We start from the raw sequence: 17,276 nt of genomic DNA on the forward strand, positions 1-17,276 counted from the left end.
CGGGAAGTAATCAGCCCTTGACCGTGCCGGCAGTGAGACCACCGACGATCCAGCGCAAGGAGAAGAGAGCAAAGAGGATGCCCGGGACCATGGAAACGACAGTGGCTGCCGCCATCGGGCCCCAGTCAATGGACTGGTAGGCGATGTACTGCTGAATGCCGGTGGTGATCACCTGAGTGTTTTTGCCGCTCAGGACAAGGGGCAAGGTGTAGCTGTTCCAGGCCCAGATGAAGGAAAGCATCAGACTGGCGCCAAGACCGGGTGCGATCAACCGGAACAGCACGTGCCGGAACGCCGTCCAGCGGTTGCCACCGTCCATGGCCACCGCTTCCTCCAGCTCGACAGGCAGATCCTCAATGAAGGATCGGAGCATCCACACAAGCATCGGCAGCGTCACGAGCTGGTAAGCCAGTATCAGCCCCAGATAGTTGTCGTACAGGCCGATCTTTTGAAAGATCAGGTAGAGCGGCAGGATGATGAGCAGCTCTGGAGCGAAACGCAGGGACAGGATGCTGAACGCAATGTTCTCGCGGCCCCGGAACTTGAAGCGGGCCAGGGCATAGGCGGTAGGAAGGCCAACCAGCAAGGTCAACACCAGCGACCCCAGCGTGACGATCAAGGAGTTCACGAACGGTGTCATGAAAGCGCTGCCACTGAGCACCTTCACGTAGTTGTCCAGCGTTGGAGCAAAGAAGAATTTGGGCGGATAAACAACGATGTCGCCTGGCGTCTTGAAGGACATCATCAGGATCCAGACAATCGGCGCCAATGCGAACACGGTCCAGAGCGCGAGAACGGTGATTGCCGCCGAGCGTCGAAGTCTTTTGGACCTTTCCCGGCGGGAAGTGCCGGGAACCGGAGGAGCCCCTTGGGCACGTGCCGCGGACTCCATAACTGTGCTGCTCATGAAAATGCCTCCTTACGACGGGCCTTGAGCAGAAAAAAGGAGATGAGGTAGCAAAGAAGCCAAAGGACGATCAGTGCCGCCATGGCCGCGCCGAAGTTCAGGTTGCGTATGCCGTCCAGATAGGCCATGACGTGCAGGTTGGTAGTCGCATCCACCGGGCCACCTTTGGTGGTGGTGTAGATGATGTCGAACATCTTCAGCGAGTCAATGCCCCGGAAGGTGACGATGACCACCAGGACGGGCATGAGCATCGGCAGCGTCACGGAAATGAAGTTTCGAACAGGGCCCGCCCCATCCATCGCGGAAGCCTCGCTGAGTTCTTTCGGAACGCTCTTCAGACCTGCTTGTGCCAGAAGCATGACGAAGGGGGTGAAGATCCAGACGTCGATTAGGACCACAGACCAGAGGGCGCTGTCCGGTCCGTTGAGCCAGAGCAGCTTCTGGGACCCGACCGACTCCAGCAACCAGTTCACAACACCGTTTTCGGTCAGCATGACCTTCCACATGAGAGCCGCGACTACCGGAGGCAGGAGCAGCGGAAGAACTATCAGTAACCGGAAAGAGTTTCCAATCCGGCCTACGTAGTTGAGCAGCATCGCCAGTCCTACGCCGAACAGGCATTCAAGAACTACTACGACGACGGCATAGCCGAGCGTTATGGCGATTGCGTGCAGGCCCTCCCCGCTCGAAAAGAGATTCAGGAAGTTCTCGCCCCAGTTGGGCACGGGAGCGCCCCGGTTGAGCCGATACGAGGTAAACGACCACCATGCCCCCGTGAGGAATGGGTAGAGAATTGCCACCAGCAGCGCCGGGGCGGGTAAGAGCAATAGGTAGGGAAGAGAAGGTTTGTGTTTCATTGGTTCCCTTGGTTAGTGCAACTCTGCCCGGCGGTCGACGCGACTTTGCGCCCCCAGGACCGCGAGGAGTGTCGGCAGGGTTACTTGATAACGGCGTCAATCTTTTTTGCAGCGTCATTCAGGGCGTCCTCGACGGAGGCCTGCCCCAAAATTGCGGACTGGATGGCCGTGGCCCAGATGTCGCCTGCGTTCGTCCAACTGGCCGACGGCGAATAGGGCCAGGACGCGTACTTGGACAGGATTTCAGTCCACGTCTTGTTGTAGTCCCCCCAGCCGGCGGTGGCTTGGACCATCTCCGGGCTGTTGGCCACTGACATACGCGTTGGGTTCATGTTTCCAGCTGCGATGGCGGACGTAAGGAGCTCTTTGGAGGTAGCCCATTGCATGAATTGCCAGGCCGCGCCCTTGTTTTTCGACGATGAGTTCATTCCCAGCGACCAGAGCCACATGCTCGAGGAGCGGCCCTTGGGACCCTCAGGTGGCAAGGCATATCCCACCTTGCCGGCGATGGCACTTCCCTTTTTCTCAAAGTCCGGGGCCATATGGTCGGCGTCGATGTAGAACGCCGAAGTACCTGCGAGGAAGTCCTGCTGTGCCTCATACCAGGTGTAAGTGCTGGCAGCCTTGGGCGCTGTCTTCATCAATTCCACCCACTTGCTGGTTGCTTCAATGCCCTCCGGCGAGTTGACGGTGGCTTTTCCATCGGTGATGTCCTTGACCCCGTAGGCGCCGGCGAAGGTGGAGAAGGGGTTCAGCGTGGGATAGGTCTTGTCGCCACGGCTGACGAAGCCTGAGATCTTCTTCCCACCGAATTCGACTCCGTTGAGCTTCTGGGCTGCGGCGATGAGTTGGTCGATGGTTTGGGGCACTTCAACGTTATTGGCCTCAAGAATGTCCTTGCGATAGAAGAGCGCGTAGCCTTCCTCGTTCGCCGGGATCGCCCACAGGCCGCCTTTTCCGGCGCCCCCGAAGTTGGTTTTGTCCCAACGTTCAGCGCTCAACAAAGCCGGAAAGAAGTCGTTGATGTCGTAATCCGGGGCGGTGTGCTTGGAGTTATCCACCCAAGGCTGCAGGTCTTCGATCCAACCTGCCGCCGCGTATTGGTAATTCATGGGCTGCGAGGTCATGAAGACGTCGTAGGCGCCGGAGCCGGACTGAAGCTCGGTCAGGATCTTCACCATGTAGTCGGATTCACTGAGGGTCTCAAGGTTCACCTTGATTCCGGTCTTCGTCTCAAAGTCATTGAGCTGCGGCTTGATCGCTGCGGAGAGCGGGTGCTCGCTCATCAAAAGATTGAGGCTTTTTCCTTCGAAGTTCCGCCAGCCGAATGAATCGACGTCGGCTGTGGAATCCGCTCCGCCTCCGGGCGAGCAGGCGGCGAGAGTAGCCGTAGCGGCTACTGCGGTCACTGCCATTTGCATAACGGTGCGACGGCTCGGGCGGAAACGCTGAACTTCCATCATCTACTCCTTGGACTCACGGCAACCCGGCGGCGTCGGTGCCACCGGGTGTAGATGAAAGACTAATGAGAGCGCTCACAACCTGGTCTATGATGCTCAGGTGAGCAAGGAATTGAGCATGGAAGAGCAGCTGCGCCACGTCTACGCGGCCATGCAGCACCTGAAATTCGGACGCCCAACAGTGGATATAGCCGAGGAATTGGGGGTTTCCCGCTTTGCCGTCGGCCGCATGGTGAAGTACGCCCGAGAACAAGGGCTGGTGGAAGTCACGCCCCGCCTCCCCGACCCCATCGATGCCACGCTTTCCAAGGCGCTGGCTTCCCGCTACGGCATGGAGTCGGCAATTGTCTGCGTTCCCGCGGCTGAGGGTGACAAGGCGGCGCGCGCCGCCATCGCCGCCGTCGCTTCAAAGCTCCTCTCGGAGCTCATCGAAGAGGATGACATCCTCGGGCTGGGACCGGGTAGAACCATTCTGGAAACCTGCGCACGAATCCAGACCGCTCCGAATTGCGATTTGGTGCAGCTAACAGGCGTCGCTTCGACGGATGATGACAATCTGGAGGTCATCATGGAGTTGCGCCGGGTGGCACAAGGACGGATGTACCCGCTTCATTCGCCAGTCATAGCGACTGATCCCGTCGCGGCGCAGGTAATCAGGGGCCAGCCGGGGGTTCGACAGGCTTTGAAGCGGATGGACTTACTGGACAAGGCCGTTTTCACCGTGGGTGGATGGCCCCACAGTTCCCTCCTGGCCAGCCTTCTCGATGAGGCGGGAGAGCTCGGCGCATTGATGGAACAGGGCGTCACGGCTGAAATCGGCACCACCCTCCTCGACGCCCAGGGCAAGGAGCTCCACCTTCTTGACGACCGCATGATCGGAATCACCACACAGCAGCTGGCTTCCGTACCACTCAAGGTGGCCCTCGGAGGCGGGCCGGGCAAGGAACGAGCTGTGATCGCGGCACTGAAATCAGGTCTTGTGGATACCCTCGTCACCGACGTGGGCACCGCAAAGGCTGCATTGGCGGCCGTCAAGAGGTGAGGGCCCCTAGCCCGTCACGCCCGTGAGTTCATTCGGGGTGTGCTCAAGCTTCGCCGACTTCGCCACCTTGCCCGCCTTCAGGTCCACAGCGTGAAGTGACTGGGTCGCAGGCTCGGTGACGTACGCCGTCGAGCCCTGGACGAAAAGGGTGGGCCGCGGGTCCTGCCATGTGGCCGACTCCTCCCAAGGCGCCACCACGGGGATGGTTGCCGTGACCGCGCCGGAGAGCGGATCGATCACCCGAAGGCCACCATCGGTGCCGAGTACCAGTGCCTCACCTGCGGGGCCGCGGCCCAGCGAGCGGAACGAATAGCTGGTGCCGATGTCCACGAGCTGCATCGCGGCCGTTTCGGTGTTGACCAATGAGATCCGCGTGGGCCGTTCAGGCTTGGCGGCCTTGTCCACCTTGTAGTCGCCCAGGATTACGGGCGATTTTTCCGATCCGGCCTGGTTGCCCAAGCGGCCATAGGGGTCGGGGCTGGCCACCTTGGTGATGGCGCCATCCTTGTAGATGAGCATGCCGTTTTCGCAGCCGACCACAACGGCTTCACCGGCTGCGACGGCCTCGCCGTGGACTCCGGGGCAGTCCTCGTTGCGGAGGATTTCCTGGCGGTCCTGGCCCTTCCCCGCAGAGAGCACGGCGATCCCCGACCGGCTTTCCTCGTTGCCGAGTGTCACCAGCAGCTTGCCGTCTTCGAGCTCCACAGCGACGCCGTGGTGAGCCTCGGGGGTGGTGTAGACATCGGTGGCGGGCAGCTTTCCGTCTTCCACGGCGGCGCCGAGTGCGGAGCTCTTGAAGCTCTCAACCTTGCCGGATCCGTCGCTGAACAGCACGGTCTTGCCCGCATGCAGCACTACATGTCCAGCCTTGTCAGCGTCGAATGCATAGTCCGTCAGCGCCGGTTCGGCCAGGTAATGGTGGCTGTGGTCCCCGTGCGGTTCCGACCATGCGCCGGCGTCGAAGAGGCGGAAGGCGTCGCCGGTGGAGACGAACACGTGCCGGCCATCGCCCGCCGGGTTGAGGCGGTTGAAGCCAGCCAACTCGGCACTTCCCACTTCGGCAAGGGAGGCGGCGTCGAGGACTCCGATGCCGCCGTCGTGCGTGTAAACCAGGCGGGGCGTCGGCGCGCCTGCCTCTTTGGGGCTCGGCTTCGAAGCGGACGACGGCGATTCGTCGGTCCCGCTGCCGGCGGAACCGCCGGGTGCGGCGCAGGCGGTGAGGAGAAGGGCTGAAAGCCCGACGGCGGCAATCGGCCCGACGTAAAGGCGACGCTTCCGCGCGGGCAAGGAGGCAGTGGTGGGGTTCGGGTGATGAGACATGCGTTAAATGATATTGATTCTCATTTAGAGAGCAAATCGAAACAGTAGAATTGCACCATGCATCAACAGACTGTCTGCGGCCCGAGGTGAGATGGACGCCGTCGAAACTGCGCTTTTGTTCGTGGCCCGGGCGGAAGGCCTGACATGGCCGCGGTCCTGACGGGAACCGCTGCCAGTGCTGGCCAGGTCAGCGGAACGGCCCGCGTCATTCAAGGACCGGACGACTTCGCCCGCTTACGTGCAGGTGACGTGCTGGTGTGTCGCACCACCGATCCCGCGTGGACGCCCTTGTTCGGCATCGCATCGGCTGTTGTCACAGAAACGGGTGGAATGTTGTCACATGCCGCGATCGTTGCCCGGGAGTATGGGATTCCGGCTGTTGTGAGCCTGCGGACTGCCTTGGATTTGGTGGTGGACGGCAGTCTTGTGGCCGTTGATGGATCCGCGGGAACCGTTACCGTGATGGACCTGCAATGACTCTCCTCACCCTGCACGCCGTGCGACTGCTGGGGTTCGCCGACACCGGGGCCGTTGCCGCGCGGTTCTCCCAGGACCGCAGTGTGGTGGAATCCGTCCTCATCGAAGCCGGCATAAACGGCTTCGTTTCGCGCCGCACCTTTGCCGGAAGCAGTGGCTGGCTGCTCTCCAACCTCGGGCGCGCAGAGAACGAGCGGCTGCTCTCGAAAGAGTTGGACGCGACAGGCGCGCGATCGCTGGCAGCGGCGGTTCATGACGACTTTACGGACTTCAACCATGGCGTGGTCAAGGCCTGCAGCGGCATACAGTTGGGGACGTCCAGCGGTCCGGAGGCCACGGATGTCCTGATTGGCGCCCTCGCGGCGTGGCGACCCCTGGAAGCGCAGCTTACCCGGCAGCTTCCTCGGTTCGACGGCTACTCATTACGCCTGCTGCAGGCGCTTAAGCAGTCCGCCAACGATGCCGCATGGCTCACCGCCACTGACCGCGACTCCTACCATCGCGTCTGGTTCGAACTCCATGAGGACCTCATCGCCACCCTCGGCATCCAGCGCCACATATGAGGTGTCTGCCCGAGCGGACAACGGGATCCGTCTTACACACGTAACAGAAACACGGCGCCAGTAAACTTCGAGCATGAGCGAGTCCCCCTCGAATTCCGTGACCCTCCGTTTCCTCGCAGCCCCCATGGACGTGGGCCACAGCGGATCCGTTGACGCCGGCACTGTCCTTGAATGGGTGGACAAGGCTGCCTATGCAGCCGCTGTCGGATGGGCCAAGTCCTATTGCGTCACTGCCTATGTGGGCAACATCCACTTCACTGACCCGGTGAACAGCGGGGACATGGTGGAAGTGACGTCCACCATTGTCTACACGGGCCGTTCCTCCATGCACATCCACACTGTGGTCAGCTCGCGTGATCCCAAGGGTGGCCCGGAGACGATGCACAGCCAGTGCATGGTGATCTTCGTGGCCGTCGGACCCGACGGCAAGCCGATCCCGGTCCCCCAGTTTGAGCCTTCCACGCCTGCCGAGATCGAGGCCCGCGATCACGCGTTGGCGCGAATTGAGGTCCGGGAGCAGATCGTCAATGCGATGAACGCCCAGGAATATACCGACGCCGGAACCGCCGAGCGCGTCACGCTGCGGTTCATGGCATCCCCCACTGATGTGAACTGGGGCGGCAAGGTCCACGGCGGCATCGTGATGAAGTGGATCGACGAGGCCGCGTACGTTTGCGCCTCCAGGTACTGCGGCAAGGACACCGTGGCGGTCTTTTCCGGGGGCGTTCGTTTCTACCGGCCACTGCTGATCGGCCACGTGGTGGAAGTTGAGGCCCGACTCGTTTACACCGGCGCGAAGGGCATGCACATCGCGGTCCACGTTCGTTCAGGCGACCCCAAGACCCGCGAGATGAACCTGACCACGTACTGCCTCACTGTGATGGTGGCGCGCGATGAAACCGGTACTGCCGTGCCGATCCCCGAGTGGGTTCCTGTGTCCGCCGAGGACAAGAAGCTGCACGCACATGCGCGCGAACTCCTTGAAATCCGGGGGCGCGCACCGGGTAACCGGCTGCCGGACCACTTGTTGAAGGCGGCTGGGCGCTAGTCGCCCTGGGCTGGGCTGGCCCGGGCGGGCCGCTACAGCTAGCCGGCCCTCAGCACACAGAAGTCGTTTCCTTCCGGGTCCGTGAGGCATCGCCACGAAACATCCCCTTGGCCTACATCGGCGTCATGGGCTCCAAGGGAGTGCAGCCTGTTCACCTCTGTGGTTTGGTCGTCCCCCGCGTAGGGCATCAGATCAAGGTGGATACGGCTCTGCAGGGCGCCCGGGTCCGAAGTTTTGAGGAGCTCGAGGTAAGGGCCCACGCCTTTGGACGATCTCAACCTCGCATGCTCATCGTTTACCTCGTGCAAGGTCCAGTCCATGGCCTCGCTCCAGAAATCCGCCATAGCCCGGGGATCTTCGCAGTTGACCACCACCGTGGCGATGGGACCTGTGTCCTGGTAGATCGGCCGTGGTTCTAGGACACAGAACAAGTTGCCTTCAGGATCAGCCATCACCACCCACGGCACATCCCCTTGGCCGATGTCGGCGAGGGTAGCCCCCAGTCCCTTCAGCCGCTCGACGAGCTCCCGCTGGTGGTCGGCAGAGGTTGTGGCAAGGTCCAGGTGGACACGGTACTTCACCGTCTCAGGATCCGGAACCGTGACTACGTCCACGCACACGGCCGTGGGGTCGGGCCACGTGAAACCAAGTGGTTCCACATTGGTGACGCCGGGTCCCTCGCTGGAAACACCCCAGCCGAGGGCGTCAGCCCAGAATTGCCCGAGGGCCGAATCATCCCGGGCCTTGAAATTCACTTGAACCAATCGCAGTGCCATGGTTCACAACTCTATGCCTGGAGAGGGCTGGCCAACGTACTACGCCAGCCCTCCCCGGCTGCTCTTACCGCACGGTTCCGAGTTGCGCGGTGGGCACCTTGTAGGTTTCCTTCAGCCCGAGGGTGCAGAGGGCAAGCACCAGGCACGCCGCTCCAGAGTAAAGGGCTATGCCGATTGAACCGCGGTCAAAAGCAATGAACAGGGCGGTTGCGATGCTGGCTGCAGTGCCGCCGCCAAGCGCCGCGCCTGTTTGGTACGTTGCCGAGATGGACGAGTAGCGGCTGTCCTTGGAGAACTGTTCGCCGAGGAATGCGGGGATGCATCCTTGGGGCATGGCCATGAACAGGTTGACGAGGATAAAGGCGACGGTGGCCATGAAAATGATCTGGCTGTCGACCAGTCCGAAAAACAGGAAGAAGAAGAGTGCGTAGATGATCGCGCCTCCAGCGATGACCTTCTTACGGCCAATCCTGTCGGAAAGCAGACCCATGAACGGCGCGGCAAACATGAAAGCGATCGAGCCGGCCACTTGGAAGAGTAGGGACTGGGTGTCCGTGTAGCCGCGCTCTTCGGTGTAGGTGACGGTGAACAGAGAGCCGATGTAGGCGATGGTGTTGTAACCGAACGCCACTCCAATCGCGAGCAGCATTTGCTTAGGGTGGCGCTTGATGGCCGCCAGCAACGGCACCCGGGGGGCATGTTCCCGGTTCACGGAATCATGAGGCATGCGTGTACGCGCAATGATGCCGATGAGAACAAGCAATCCGCCCAACCAGAACGGAACCCGCCAGGCCCACGCGAGAAGTTCGGTCTCAGGAAGCAGCGTCATAATCGTAAAGACGCCAGTGCCAAACAGGCTGCCGATACCAATGCCTGTACTGGTGAAGCTGCCCCACAGGCCACGTCGGTTCTCGGGGGAGTTTTCGATGCCAAACAAAGCGGATCCGCCCCACTCTCCACCGGCGGCGAAGCCCTGCAGAAGTCGCAACACCACCAGGAGGACTGGCGCGAGCAGGCCCGCGTTGTCATAGGTCGGAAGGCAACCGATCAGGAATGTACTGGTTCCCATGAGCATCAGAGTCATGACCAGCATGGACTTCCGTCCAACCCGGTCTCCAAAGTGGCCCACGATGATGCCCCCGAGAGGACGGACAATGAATCCGGCTCCGAAAGCGGCAAAGGCAACCAAGGTTCCTGTCATACGGTCGGTTGCCGGGAAGAAGAGCGTTGGAAAGACAAGGGCGGCGGCGAGGCCGTAGACAATGAAGTCGTAGAATTCCAGGGCTGTTCCGAACCCTGAAATAAAGAAGGTGCGAACTGCCGTGGTGGCTTGCTGACCCAGGTTCCGGGGTTGTTGCGGCGAAACCGGAACCGCTGGAGAGGTTGGTGCTTCGGACATGGTGTGATCCTTTGGGGTGATGGGGGTTGCTGGGATTCAGAAGCGTTCAAGACCGTGGGAAGCGGCTTGGTCGGGGCGGCCGGCGTAGAAATCCAAGGCGAAGTCTTCGACGTCGACGCTTATGGTGAGGAGAGTTCTCCACTGCTCAATGAGCGGCTTGCTCGTGTCAGCGCTCATGCAAATGGGAGCGCTTTCGCCGAGCCCGGCGCACGCGGCTGCGGCGCGATCGCGCGGTTGAAGACCAGCCAACGCGCCACGAATGTCGTCCAAGTGCTGGTAGCGCTCGGCCGTGCTGGAGTCAGCAGGCATCGTGTCTCCCCGGAACAACCCGGGTTCCAGGAAGTGGTTCGTGTGAAACAGCCATCCATCCTGGCCTGGCCCGACGTCGCCCAGGCCTGCCGGCGAGAGTTCGAAGCCCGCTGCGCGGGAGCCGGCATCATAAGCCTCGAAAACAGTGAGGGAAGTTGAGGCACTCACGGTTGCGCTTGCGGCAATGGTCCTTGCCTCTTCCAGGTTCGTGGCCTGATCCAGCACCCGCCGGGCAACTGCATGGACTGGAACTCCCCCTTGGTCGGAGTCGCTGGAGTGCGCCAGGATGTTGAAGTGAAGCCCTATCCCTGCGTTGTTGACACCGATTTTGGCCGCGGTCCCGAACTCGGTGAACATTTTCACCTTTAGGCCTGCATGCGAGACAAAGCTGGACAGGAGAGCGTACGGGACCAGGAAGTCGTGCCAGTCCCACGTCTGCAAGGTTTCCGGAGAACGTCCGGGGCCGGTGAGGACAGCTGTGGAACATTCGCCCGCCGGCCGGGGCGGCTGGACCGCAAGGATCTCCGTGCGCGCACCGACCGCAGCAAGTTTCCAAGGTTCCATTCGCGCTGCACGCGCTGTTGCATCGGCTTCCGCAGCCAGGTCCGGCGCCCAGGCTTGCAAGGAAGCGTGGCTCGTTTCAGCGATGCGCCGCACCTTTTCCGCGGAGATTCCCAGGCCCTCGAAATGTTCCAGATAGAGCTTGGCCACTGCCGAGAATTTGTCGCCAAACTCCAGGCCTAATGCTTCGCCGCGCTCGACCGGGTCCTGGGTACTCGACAGGTGGGTGAAAAGCTTCATGGGGGTTCCTTTGAGGGCTGTTGTGTTGAGATGCAGATCACGTTAGGGTAGTAAAACGTTTTATACAAGGCTTCGTTTCAGGTTCTCAGACTGAAGTAACGATCCGCGTGTTTTCGCTGGTCAGGGCCTCGAGAGTCACAAAGGAGCGGCATGGCGCGGGGCGAAGGCATCACCATCAGGGACGTGGCGCGGCTGGCAGGCGTGTCCATAACAGCGGTCTCGCACGCCCTCAACGGCAAGGGCACCATCAGTGAAGCCACCCGTACCCGGGTTAAGGCAGCAGCTGATGAGCTTGGCTACCAGGCCGACGCATTTGCGAGGGGAATGAGGCAGGGCAGCATCGGAGCCGTGGGCTTGGTGTTGCGTTCTTTGGACGCCTTGGGCGATTACACACCGGCGGGTGTTGATGTTTTCGAACGGTTCGTTGGCATTGTCTCGGCCAAGGCGCTGGCCAAGGGACTCAGCATCACCCTGGTTCCCGACCTCAGCCGTCAACCGGTCCCACCCTTGGCCTTCTCCATGGACGGATACATCATTATGAGTCCCCATGAAAATGATCCCGTGGCGGCAGTACTGGACAAACGTCGCATCCCCTACGTCTGTTACGGCAAGATCCCGGGGCGTCCGGACTTTAGCCATTGGGCCTCAGAGGACGATCCCTTGTCCGCGCGGCAGGCACTGGCCCACTTTGAAAATGCCGGCGCCCGGGAGGTAGTCCTGGTTCCGGGCACCGACAGAAACTCCTGGAACCAGGATTTTCGGCAGGAGTATCTCACGTGGTGTCATACCCACGGCGTCCGGCCGAAGGTCTACGAGCAGGCGGAGCGCAGCGGGGTGGACGGCGGACGCGAGGTGGGAAGGAGAATTCTGGCCGACGGCGTCCCCGACGCCGTTTTGTGCCTAACGGGTCGTCACGCGGCGGGGGTGCAGCTTGAGTTTTTGGCCGCAGGACTCAATATCCCGGCTGAGGTTGTCATCGCTGCGGCCTCCGACTCAGAGCATTCCCGCTCGAGCAGGCCAGCCATCACTGCCTTCGAACTGAACCCGGCGGCGTGCGCTGATGCTTTGCTTGACATGCTTCAGGAGCTGCTGAGGACGGGCACGGCACCCGGGCCCTTCCTGGCCAAGGCACGGCTTCGGCCCAGGGCCTCCACCCGAAGGGACCCGGCCTGAACTACCCCACCAAATTCTCGGCAGCGCCATTCATGTGCTCGATAATCGTTTCCCGCGCTTTCGCAGCATTCCCGGTCTCAATAGCGGCAACAATGTCGTGATGCCGGCCGACGCTCATGTTGCGCGTGGCGCGTTCCAGCCCGGCGAACATGATGGACATCCGGATGGAGCCCTCCAGGGATTCCCACGAATGCAGCAACGTCTCATTTCCGGACAGGCGACAGAGCGTGCGGTGAAACTCGAGGTCCGATTCGATGCGCTCCTCCAGTGAGGATTTAGCGGCTTTGTCCATATTTTCGACGGCGGCACGCAACTCTGCGAGAGCGGCCTCCTTGTCCGGCATGTCGCTCAGGGTCCGGGCAGCCAACGACTCCAGCACCCCGCGGACAGCGAAGATGTCCCGGATTTCCTTGACGTCCAGATGCCGCACGGACATGCGGCCACGCGGTCCGGCGGAGATCAACCCTTCCTGTTCCAGCTGACGGAGAGCTTCTCGCAGGGTGCCCCTGCTGATCTGGAGCATTTCGGAAAGCTCGGTCTCCACCAGGTGCCGCCCCGGCTCGAGCTCCCCGCTGGTGATCGCGGTGCGCAGGGCTGCGAGCGCCTGTTCGCGAAGGCTCTTTTTCTCCAGTCCCAGCAGGGAGGCTGTGGCGGCCATGGTGTGTCCTCGGTTCTATTGGCAACTGCTGACAGTCCGTTGTTAACTGTCGATACTACGGGCGCCCGGGTTTTTGTACAGCTAATGACCTTAAACCGGCCTCTAAAGCGCATTAGCTGTACAAAAACTCCACGGGGTTAGGCGAGTTCGGCCAGCACCTTTGCCACGATCCGGTCGACGGACAGTCCGTAGCGTTCGTGCAGTGTCGGCAGCGCACCGGCGTCGAGGAATTGGTCCGGAAGCGCGATGGGAACCACGCGCTTGCCCAGGCCGGCACTTACGACGGCGGAGGCAACAGTTTCGAACAGACCGCCAACAACGGTGTGGTTCTCCAGCGTCACGGCAAGACGATCGGTGTTCAGCTCAGCCAGCACGGTTGCCGAGTCGAAAGGCTTAATGGTGGGAGTGTGCACCACCGCCACGTCAACGTTGTGGGCAGCCAGGGCGTCCGCGGCCTGCAAAGCGCGCATGGTCATCAGGCCGGAGGAAACGAACACAACGTCGTTGCCGCCACGCAGGACCTTGGCCTTGCCGAGCTCGAACGTGTAGTCGTACTCGTCCAAGACAGTGGGCACGTTGCCGCGCAGCAGGCGCAGATAGGTAGGGCCGTCGGAGGCCGCGAGCTGCGGGACGGCCTGCTCGATGTCCACGGAGTCGCACGGGTCCACGATGGTCAGGTTGGGCATGCCGCGGAAAATTGCCATGTCCTCAGTGGCCTGGTGGCTGGGACCGTAGCCCGTGGTCAGGCCCGGCAGGCCGCCGACGATGTTGACGTTCAGGTTGGGCTCGGCGATGTCCAGGCACAGGAAGTCATAGGCACGCCTGGCCGCGAACACGGAGTAGGTGGACGCGAACGGAACCAGCCCCGTCTCGGCCATGCCGGCGGCGGCACCGAACAGGAGCTGCTCGGCCATGCCCATTTGGAAGAACCTCTCCGGGAAGGCCTTCGCGAAGATGTGCATGTCCGTGTACTTGCCCAGGTCCGCGGTCAACCCGACAATCGCCGGGTTGGCCTCGGCGGCAGCAACCAACGCATGCCCGAACGGTGCGGACGTGGTCTTCTGGCCGGGGTCGGCAAACGAGGCGATCATCGCCGAGGTCTTGAGCTTCGGCTTCGCCGTGGTGGTAGTGCTCATGCTGAAGCCGTCCCTTCGTGTCCTGCAGTCAGCTGTTCCCGGCAGATCTGCCATTCGCTTTCTTCGATGCGCATGAAGTGCGCCTTCTCGCGGGTCTCCAGCAATGGCACGCCGCGTCCTATCTTGGTGTCGCAAAGAATCACGGACGGCCGCCCGACCGGACCGGAAACTGAGGCGATGTTGTCGAACGCAGCCAGCAGCGCACCGACGTCGTTCCCGTCCACCCGCTGCGTGTACCAACCAAACGATTCCCACTTCTCCGTCACCGGTTCGGTGCGCAGCACCGTGTTGGTGGGGCCGTCGGCCTGCAGCGCGTTGATGTCCACCATGGCGATGAGGTTGCCGAGCTGGTGGTGGTGCGCCCCCATGGCCGCCTCCCAGGTGGAGCCTTCGTCGAGTTCGCCGTCGGAAAGGAAGTTGATCACGCGGGAGGAGCTACCCTGCGCGCGCAACCCCAAGGCCATACCGACCGCGATGGTCAGTCCGTGGCCGAGCGAACCGCCGGAGATTTCCATGCCCGGCGTATAGGTGGACATGCCGGACATGGGCAGGCGGGAGTCGTCCGAGCCGTAGGTCTCAAGCTCGGCAACGGGGACGATCCCGGCCTCCGCCAGCGCCGCGTAATGCCCGATCGCATAGTGGCCCGTGGAGAGCAGGAACCTGTCACGGCCCTCCCAGTGCGGGTCTTCGGCGCGGTATCGCAGCTGGTCGGCGTAAACGGCGGCGAACATGTCCGCTGCGCCGAGCGCCTGACCAACGTAGCCCTGGCCCTGCACCTCGCCCATGTTCAGGGCGTGATGACGGATGCGGTATGCGGCAGCGCGGATGCGGTCTACGCGCTCGGCGGCCGGTGCAGCCGTTTCAGTAGATGAGAGAGTCACTGGATTCCTTCCGGGGTCGGGCGCGTACCGATGGGGAGAACGCGCCCGACGTCGAGTGGTTGCTTAGGCGTTTACCGTCTGGGGAGTTTTGCTGGCGGCTTCTTCGGCGAGCTGCCGCTCGCGCTTGCCCCAGGTTTCCTTGGTGATCAATGCAGCCCAGAGACCGATTGCGCCGTAGATGCTGAAGAGGGCTGCGGGACCTACCCAGCCGAAGCTGACGAACAGCAGCGTGGTGATGAAGGGCGTGAAGCCGGAAACCATGGCCGAGATCTGGTAGGCAAGCGATGCGCCGGAAGAGCGGGTCTTGGCCTGGAAGAGTTCCGGGAACCAGGCGCCTTGAGCACCAGCGAGGGAGTTCTGGCACACGGCATAGGCGACCACGATCGTGGCGATGATCAAGATGAAGAGCCCGGTGTTGACCAGGAGGAACATCGGGATGCCGAAGACCACAGCGAACGCGGTGGACCAGATGTAGACGGGCCTGCGGCCCACCTTGTCCGTCAGCTTGCCCCAGGCGTAGGTGGCGAAGATGCCGATGGCGGCGGCGATGCAAAGGGCAACCAGGGTCTGGGTCTTGTCGGCCAGTTTTGTGCTGTGGAGGTAGGAAATCATGTAGGTCACTGACACGGCGTAGCCAGCAGTCTCTGCGATGCGCAGGCCGATGCCCCGGACGATGTTGCGCCAGTCGGTCTTGATGACCTCAACGATGGGGGACTTCACAATGTCGCCCTTGTTCTTCACGTCTTCGAAAACCGGGGACTCCGGAACCTTGGAACGGATGATCAAGCCCACGGCCACAAGCAGGATGCTCGCCAGGAACGGTACGCGCCAGGCCCATTCGCTGCCGAGGCCCACGCTGAAGAGGAACACCAGGTTGGCCAGGAGCAGCCCCACGGGGAAGCCGGCCTGCACGATTCCCGTGAACTGGCCCTTCTTCCGCCAGGGCGCGTGTTCGTAACTCATCAAAATGGCACCGCCCCATTCAGCACCGAAGGCGAGGCCCTGGATGATGCGCACAAGGACCAGGAGCGCGGGAGCCAGGAGGCCGACCTGCTGGTACGTAGGCAGCAAGCCGATGGCGAACGTCGCCAGGCCCATGAGGATGAGCGAGGCCACCAGCACCGGCTTGCGGCCCAGCTTGTCGCCCAGGTGGCCGCCAATGATGCCGCCCAGTGGACGGGCAGCGAAGCCGACACCGAGGGTCGCGAAGGAGGCCAAGGTGCCTGTCACCGGGTCGGCGCCCGGGAAGAACGCTGTGCCGAAGTACAGTGCAGCGGCGGTGCCGAAACCGATGAAGTCATAGGTTTCAATGACTGCGCCGACGCCTGAACCGACGGCGACGCGCTTTGCTTCCTTGGTTCCATGAACCGGACCACGCATGGTCAGAGCTTCATTGCTCATCTGTCTTTTTCCCTTTCGATGAGTGCGGTGCTTCTTCGGCATCCCCACTGTCGACAGTCAACATAATACGTCAACTGTGACCGACGCCACCAGCAATGTCAACAGTCAACTTGAGAGGTTGACTGTTGACAGTTAACGTCGCTAACGTGGTGTCCATCACTAAAGCTCCTCCACGTAGCGGGGCTCGATTTGAGGATCAACGACGATGTTTCATCAACGACTGGGCTGTTCTTCCATCAGCTTTCGACATCAGGAGCTAGCCACCGCCTTGCACACCATGCGCGGGCTCGGCTTCGAGGAGATTGACCTGGGCGCCCTACCCGGCGTCTGCGACCACGTGCCCTACATACTGGACGCCGAGGCAGTCGAGGCGGTTGCCGCCGTCGTTCGTGATTCGGGCCTCCGCGTCCGTTCGGTTAACGGCGACGTCGGCGATCTGAACGCAACGCTCGACGCCGGTGCCGCAGAAGCGCGCGAGCGTCACCTTGCGATGCTGCTCAACCTGGCCGCGAAGACCGGCGCGAAGGCACTAGTCCTTCCCTGTGGAGCAATCGACCACGAGCCACTGCGGAGCGTGGAAGAAGACATCGAAACGGTGGCGGCGCAGTTGATCCACGCCTCTGTCCGTGCCAAGGAGCTCGGCCTGGAACTGTGGACCGAGTCCCTCCACTACTTCCGGCTCTGCTGGAACACCGAACGCGCGCAGCTCCTGGCCGACCGACTTGCCGGGTCCGACGTCGGGATCGTCATGGACTTCAGCCACATCGTTGCTTCCGGCGGCGATCCCGTGGACTTCGTGTCGCGGTTCGGCGAGCGCATCAAGCATGTCCACCTCCGCGATGCGACGGCTGCCACGGAAAACGAACCGGGAAACATCAACCTCAGCATTGGCAACGGCCACGCAGACTTCGCTGCCGGGCTTTCCACGTTGCGGGCCGCTGGCTACACCGGCCACTTCTCGCTGGAACTCGAAACGCGCGACGTCACCCACGACGAGCGCCCGGCTGCCGCCGCCAAAGCCGGCAGCTACATCTCAGACCTCATCTAACAACCACAACTTTCAAGGAG

At 62.0% G+C, this 17,276-nt stretch carries 17 protein-coding genes; 6 read left to right on the forward strand and 11 right to left on the reverse strand.

What is annotated here, in order from left to right:
• Positions 1–10: 10 nt before the first annotated feature.
• The 3 genes from ACFUOZ_RS07940 to ACFUOZ_RS07950 form a co-directional block, all read right to left on the reverse strand.
• Complete coding sequence (locus ACFUOZ_RS07940) at positions 11–907, reverse strand: carbohydrate ABC transporter permease (RefSeq protein ID WP_377546522.1); 897 nt, start codon at positions 905–907, stop codon at positions 11–13.
• Positions 904–1,764: a carbohydrate ABC transporter permease gene (locus ACFUOZ_RS07945; RefSeq protein ID WP_377546524.1), complete on the reverse strand. Its 861-nt coding sequence runs from the start codon at positions 1,762–1,764 to the stop codon at positions 904–906. Before ACFUOZ_RS07945 ends, ACFUOZ_RS07940 begins: the two co-directional genes overlap by 4 nt.
• Positions 1,765–1,844: 80 nt before the next feature.
• Positions 1,845–3,179, reverse strand: coding sequence for a sugar ABC transporter substrate-binding protein (locus ACFUOZ_RS07950; RefSeq protein ID WP_262276622.1), 1,335 nt, complete (start codon positions 3,177–3,179; stop codon positions 1,845–1,847).
• Between the two features lie 145 nt (positions 3,180–3,324).
• Between ACFUOZ_RS07950 and ACFUOZ_RS07955 the strand changes: the two genes are divergently transcribed.
• Positions 3,325–4,266, forward strand: coding sequence for a sugar-binding transcriptional regulator (locus ACFUOZ_RS07955; protein ID WP_377546527.1), 942 nt, complete (start codon positions 3,325–3,327; stop codon positions 4,264–4,266).
• Between the two features lie 6 nt (positions 4,267–4,272).
• Here the strand turns inward: ACFUOZ_RS07955 and aztD are convergent, their stop codons facing one another.
• Entirely contained in the window at positions 4,273–5,586 is a 1,314-nt protein-coding gene (gene aztD, locus ACFUOZ_RS07960; protein ID WP_377546529.1) for a zinc metallochaperone AztD, read from the reverse strand.
• A gap of 144 nt (positions 5,587–5,730) precedes the next feature.
• Here aztD and ACFUOZ_RS07965 point away from each other — a divergent pair, with 144 nt between their 5' ends.
• The 3 genes from ACFUOZ_RS07965 to ACFUOZ_RS07975 all read left to right on the forward strand — a co-directional run bounded on the left by ACFUOZ_RS07965 (position 5,731) and on the right by ACFUOZ_RS07975 (position 7,674).
• The gene (locus ACFUOZ_RS07965) at positions 5,731–6,063 is read left to right on the forward strand and encodes a PEP-utilizing enzyme (protein ID WP_377546531.1); all 333 of its coding nucleotides are present in this window, start codon (positions 5,731–5,733) and stop codon (positions 6,061–6,063) included.
• The gene (locus tag ACFUOZ_RS07970) at positions 6,060–6,626 is read left to right on the forward strand and encodes a hypothetical protein (RefSeq protein WP_377546533.1); all 567 of its coding nucleotides are present in this window, start codon (positions 6,060–6,062) and stop codon (positions 6,624–6,626) included. Before ACFUOZ_RS07965 ends, ACFUOZ_RS07970 begins: the two co-directional genes overlap by 4 nt.
• Before the next feature lie 73 nt (positions 6,627–6,699).
• Entirely contained in the window at positions 6,700–7,674 is a 975-nt protein-coding gene (locus tag ACFUOZ_RS07975) for an acyl-CoA thioesterase (protein ID WP_377546535.1), read from the forward strand.
• A 38-nt stretch (positions 7,675–7,712) separates the two neighbouring features.
• Here the strand turns inward: ACFUOZ_RS07975 and ACFUOZ_RS07980 are convergent, their stop codons facing one another.
• The 3 genes from ACFUOZ_RS07980 to ACFUOZ_RS07990 all read right to left on the reverse strand — a co-directional run bounded on the left by ACFUOZ_RS07980 (position 7,713) and on the right by ACFUOZ_RS07990 (position 10,959).
• Positions 7,713–8,450 (reverse strand): VOC family protein, encoded by a 738-nt coding sequence (locus tag ACFUOZ_RS07980; RefSeq protein ID WP_377546537.1) that lies wholly within the window; start codon positions 8,448–8,450, stop codon positions 7,713–7,715.
• A 64-nt stretch (positions 8,451–8,514) separates the two neighbouring features.
• Positions 8,515–9,849 (reverse strand): MFS transporter, encoded by a 1,335-nt coding sequence (locus ACFUOZ_RS07985; RefSeq protein ID WP_377546539.1) that lies wholly within the window; start codon positions 9,847–9,849, stop codon positions 8,515–8,517.
• Positions 9,850–9,885: 36 nt separating this feature from the next.
• Positions 9,886–10,959, reverse strand: coding sequence for a C45 family autoproteolytic acyltransferase/hydolase (locus ACFUOZ_RS07990; protein WP_377546541.1), 1,074 nt, complete (start codon positions 10,957–10,959; stop codon positions 9,886–9,888).
• Positions 10,960–11,109: 150 nt separating this feature from the next.
• Here ACFUOZ_RS07990 and ACFUOZ_RS07995 point away from each other — a divergent pair, with 150 nt between their 5' ends.
• Positions 11,110–12,132, forward strand: coding sequence for a LacI family DNA-binding transcriptional regulator (locus ACFUOZ_RS07995; protein WP_377546543.1), 1,023 nt, complete (start codon positions 11,110–11,112; stop codon positions 12,130–12,132).
• A 1-nt stretch (position 12,133) separates the two neighbouring features.
• On the opposite strand, the gene ACFUOZ_RS08000 is transcribed toward ACFUOZ_RS07995, so the two are convergent.
• The 4 genes from ACFUOZ_RS08000 to ACFUOZ_RS08015 all read right to left on the reverse strand — a co-directional run bounded on the left by ACFUOZ_RS08000 (position 12,134) and on the right by ACFUOZ_RS08015 (position 16,208).
• Positions 12,134–12,790 carry a GntR family transcriptional regulator gene (locus tag ACFUOZ_RS08000; RefSeq protein ID WP_377546545.1) on the reverse strand — a complete coding sequence of 219 codons (657 nt, stop codon included), beginning with the start codon at positions 12,788–12,790 and terminating at the stop codon, positions 12,134–12,136.
• Positions 12,791–12,927: 137 nt separating this feature from the next.
• On the reverse strand, positions 12,928–13,926 hold the full coding sequence (locus tag ACFUOZ_RS08005; RefSeq protein ID WP_377546548.1) for a transketolase family protein: 999 nt from the start codon (positions 13,924–13,926) through the stop codon (positions 12,928–12,930).
• Complete coding sequence (locus ACFUOZ_RS08010) at positions 13,923–14,807, reverse strand: transketolase (RefSeq protein WP_377546550.1); 885 nt, start codon at positions 14,805–14,807, stop codon at positions 13,923–13,925. Before ACFUOZ_RS08010 ends, ACFUOZ_RS08005 begins: the two co-directional genes overlap by 4 nt.
• A 63-nt stretch (positions 14,808–14,870) precedes the next feature.
• Positions 14,871–16,208, reverse strand: a complete 1,338-nt coding sequence (locus ACFUOZ_RS08015; protein WP_377546553.1) for an MFS transporter — start codon at positions 16,206–16,208, stop codon at positions 14,871–14,873.
• Positions 16,209–16,413: 205 nt separating this feature from the next.
• On the opposite strand from ACFUOZ_RS08015, the gene ACFUOZ_RS08020 reads away from it, so the two are divergent.
• Positions 16,414–17,256: a sugar phosphate isomerase/epimerase family protein gene (locus ACFUOZ_RS08020; RefSeq protein WP_377546555.1), complete on the forward strand. Its 843-nt coding sequence runs from the start codon at positions 16,414–16,416 to the stop codon at positions 17,254–17,256.
• The last annotated feature ends 20 nt before the right edge of the window (positions 17,257–17,276 follow it).

Source organism: Paenarthrobacter sp. NPDC057355, assembly GCF_042667405.1.
Taxonomy (GTDB): domain Bacteria; phylum Actinomycetota; class Actinomycetes; order Actinomycetales; family Micrococcaceae; genus Arthrobacter.

Excerpts from the sequence above, each read along its gene's own strand:
- aztD (WP_377546529.1), bottom strand. The coding sequence starts at position 5,586 with ATGTCTCATCACCCGAACCCCACCACTGCCTCCTTGCCCGCGCGGAAG.
- ACFUOZ_RS07975 (WP_377546535.1), top strand. The coding sequence starts at position 6,700 with ATGAGCGAGTCCCCCTCGAATTCCGTGACCCTCCGTTTCCTCGCAGCC.
- ACFUOZ_RS08000 (WP_377546545.1), bottom strand. The coding sequence starts at position 12,790 with ATGGCCGCCACAGCCTCCCTGCTGGGACTGGAGAAAAAGAGCCTTCGC.
- ACFUOZ_RS07995 (WP_377546543.1), top strand. The coding sequence starts at position 11,110 with ATGGCGCGGGGCGAAGGCATCACCATCAGGGACGTGGCGCGGCTGGCA.
- ACFUOZ_RS07970 (WP_377546533.1), top strand. The coding sequence starts at position 6,060 with ATGACTCTCCTCACCCTGCACGCCGTGCGACTGCTGGGGTTCGCCGAC.
- ACFUOZ_RS08005 (WP_377546548.1), bottom strand. The coding sequence starts at position 13,926 with ATGAGCACTACCACCACGGCGAAGCCGAAGCTCAAGACCTCGGCGATG.
- ACFUOZ_RS07940 (WP_377546522.1), bottom strand. The coding sequence starts at position 907 with ATGAGCAGCACAGTTATGGAGTCCGCGGCACGTGCCCAAGGGGCTCCT.
- ACFUOZ_RS08015 (WP_377546553.1), bottom strand. The coding sequence starts at position 16,208 with ATGAGCAATGAAGCTCTGACCATGCGTGGTCCGGTTCATGGAACCAAG.
- ACFUOZ_RS07980 (WP_377546537.1), bottom strand. The coding sequence starts at position 8,450 with ATGGCACTGCGATTGGTTCAAGTGAATTTCAAGGCCCGGGATGATTCG.
- ACFUOZ_RS07965 (WP_377546531.1), top strand. The coding sequence starts at position 5,731 with ATGGCCGCGGTCCTGACGGGAACCGCTGCCAGTGCTGGCCAGGTCAGC.
- ACFUOZ_RS07985 (WP_377546539.1), bottom strand. The coding sequence starts at position 9,849 with ATGTCCGAAGCACCAACCTCTCCAGCGGTTCCGGTTTCGCCGCAACAA.
- ACFUOZ_RS08020 (WP_377546555.1), top strand. The coding sequence starts at position 16,414 with ATGTTTCATCAACGACTGGGCTGTTCTTCCATCAGCTTTCGACATCAG.
- ACFUOZ_RS07945 (WP_377546524.1), bottom strand. The coding sequence starts at position 1,764 with ATGAAACACAAACCTTCTCTTCCCTACCTATTGCTCTTACCCGCCCCG.
- ACFUOZ_RS07950 (WP_262276622.1), bottom strand. The coding sequence starts at position 3,179 with ATGGCAGTGACCGCAGTAGCCGCTACGGCTACTCTCGCCGCCTGCTCG.
- ACFUOZ_RS07990 (WP_377546541.1), bottom strand. The coding sequence starts at position 10,959 with ATGAAGCTTTTCACCCACCTGTCGAGTACCCAGGACCCGGTCGAGCGC.